Source organism: Luteibacter sp. KNZ12-1A (assembly GCF_056755675.1).
Genome location: NZ_JBPGXU010000187.1, coordinates 1 through 2,202, shown reverse-complemented (window position 1 = coordinate 2,202; position 2,202 = coordinate 1). Strand labels below are relative to the sequence as shown.

General features: G+C 61.8%; 4 protein-coding genes. All 4 read right to left on the bottom strand.

All coding sequences use genetic code 11. The annotated features are described in order from the left end of the window. Nucleotides 1-197: 197 nt before the first annotated feature. A complete protein-coding gene (locus ACR9ZJ_RS19240; protein ID WP_306848550.1) occupies nucleotides 198-602 on the bottom strand; it encodes an ExbD/TolR family protein in 405 nt (134 codons plus the stop codon). Nucleotides 603-608: 6 nt separating this feature from the next. Then, the gene (locus tag ACR9ZJ_RS19235; protein WP_072323402.1) at nucleotides 609-1,022 is read right to left on the bottom strand and encodes an ExbD/TolR family protein; all 414 of its coding nucleotides are present in this window, start codon (nucleotides 1,020-1,022) and stop codon (nucleotides 609-611) included. An 11-nt stretch (nucleotides 1,023-1,033) separates the two neighbouring features. Beyond that, nucleotides 1,034-1,804: a MotA/TolQ/ExbB proton channel family protein gene (locus ACR9ZJ_RS19230; RefSeq protein ID WP_306848554.1), complete on the bottom strand. Its 771-nt coding sequence runs from the start codon at nucleotides 1,802-1,804 to the stop codon at nucleotides 1,034-1,036. A gap of 53 nt (nucleotides 1,805-1,857) precedes the next feature. Further along, nucleotides 1,858-2,202: energy transducer TonB (locus ACR9ZJ_RS19225; protein ID WP_481288671.1), on the bottom strand; the 345-nt coding region annotated here is incomplete at its 5' end.

The window sequence follows — 2,202 nt, the reverse complement described above, 5'->3', positions numbered from 1 at the left end:
GGTCGGCTCCCACCAGGCTTCGATTGCCGGAAGGGGCGGCTTCCCACTAGGCACCGATTGCCGGAAGGGGCGGCTTCCCACTAGGCACCGATTGCCGGAAGGGGCGGCTCTCACCAAAGCATCCCGGCAGGCGTGGCCTGCCAAAAAAAACCCCGCCGGGAGGCGGGGTTTTCGGTGTTACCGGACGACCGTTGCGATCAGTTGTTGACGAAACCGATCTTGGTCAGGCCCTGGCCCTTCGCGTCGGAAAGCACGCGTGCCACGACCTCGTACTGGACCGCGTCATCCGCGTCGATCTGCAGTTCCGGCTGGTTCGACTGTTGGGCGATCACCGCGATCTGAGCCTTGAGGCCCAGTTCGTCGACCGGTGTGTCGTTCCAGTACAGCGAGCCATCCTGGCGAATCTGCAGCCGGACGGGATCCGGCGGATTCTCTGGGTTGACGATGTTCGGGTTCGGCTGCGGCAGATCGATCTTGATCTTATGCGACAGCATCGGAGCCGTGATCATGAAGATGATCAGGAGCACCAGCATCACGTCGACGAGCGGCGTGACGTTGATGTCCGACATCGGGCCACCGGAGTTGCCTGAGCTGAATGCCATGGTTCGTTACTCCTTGCCAGTCGACATGAAGCCGACGTGGACCATGCCGGCATCCTTGGCGTCGCCAAGGATCTTCTTTACCACCTTGTACTCGGTGGTGCGGTCCGCACGGATCTGGAGTTCCGGCTGCGGCGACTTCGCCGCCGCAACCGCGAACTGGGCCTTCAGTTCAGCCTCGCTGACTTCACCGTCATTGAGGAAGTACGTACCGTCCGGCTTGACCGCGAGATCCATCGGTTCGACCGGGGTGTCATCCTTAACGTTCGGATTAGCCTTCGGCAGATCGATCTGGACCTTATGGGACATCAGAGGTGCCGTGATCATGAAGATGATCAGCAGAACCAGCATCACGTCGACGAGCGGCGTGACGTTGATTTCCGACATCGGACCGCCACTGTTGCCCCCGCTGCTCATAGCCATGGGTCAGTTCCTCACTTCTTGGCAGGTGCGACCGGCGCGTTGCCTTCGACGCGGGCGCCGGTGGCGAAGAAGTCGTGCAGGTCGTGCGCGAATTCGTCGAACTGGGCGTACGTCAGGCGGTTCGAACGCATGAAGAAGTTGTACGCGAGCACGGCCGGGATAGCGGTGAACAGACCGAACGCGGTCATGATCAGCGCCTCACCGACGGGGCCGGCGACCTTGTCCATCGAAGCGGAGCCCGACGCGGCGATACCGATCAGCGCGTGGTAGATACCCCACACCGTACCGAGAAGACCGATGAACGGAGCCGACGAACCGACCGTGGCGAGCAGGGTCAGGCCGCCTTCCAGACGCAGGCTCTCGCGAGCCACGGCTTGGCGCAGGGCGCGGTCGATGAATTCCGAACGCGACAGCGTCTCGGCGAGGCGACCACCGGCAGCGGCCTGGTGGTGAGCGACGGCCGAAGCGGCGTCGAGAGCGATCTTCGAGAACGGTTCGCCCTTCGGCTGCTCTTCGAGCATGCGAATGGCTTCCTGCGTCGACGGGGTGTTCCAGAAACCCTGGATGACCTTGTCGGCGCGCGCACGCACCATGCTGTTACGGATGAAGTTGGCGACGATGAAGTACCACGAGAGCACGGACATCGCGACCAGCACCACGAACACGATCCAACCGAGGAAGTCGAAGTTGTGGATCAGGTGGTCGAAGCCCATCTGCTTGAGGGCGTCGGCGTTGGAGTTTTGACCTGGATTAGCAGGCTGAGCGGAGGTGTCTTGCAACATAACGCTACCCTTGGGGAAATCAAACATTAACGGAGCAGTAAGTGAAGGAGAACTTACAGCTGGTTTAGGTTGAACGTAACGGGGACACGTGCATAGCCTTCGACGGCCTGACCGCCTCGCTTGCCCGGGTTGAATCGCCAGTTCCTTGCCGCATCCTGCGCTGCCTTGTCCAGTTCGCGGAAACCGCTGGACTGATCGATCTGGATGTCTTTCGGCGCACCGTCGACACCCACGAGGACCAGTAGTACCACCGTACCTTCATGCCGCTGACGAACCGCCTGCGGCGGATACTTTGGCGGATTACGCTGACGGTACGACAGATTCTCGCTAGGTGCGATGTCGGCCGGCGGTGCTGGCGGCGCGGGAGGCGCCGGCGGCGGTGCCGGAACAGCATTCGT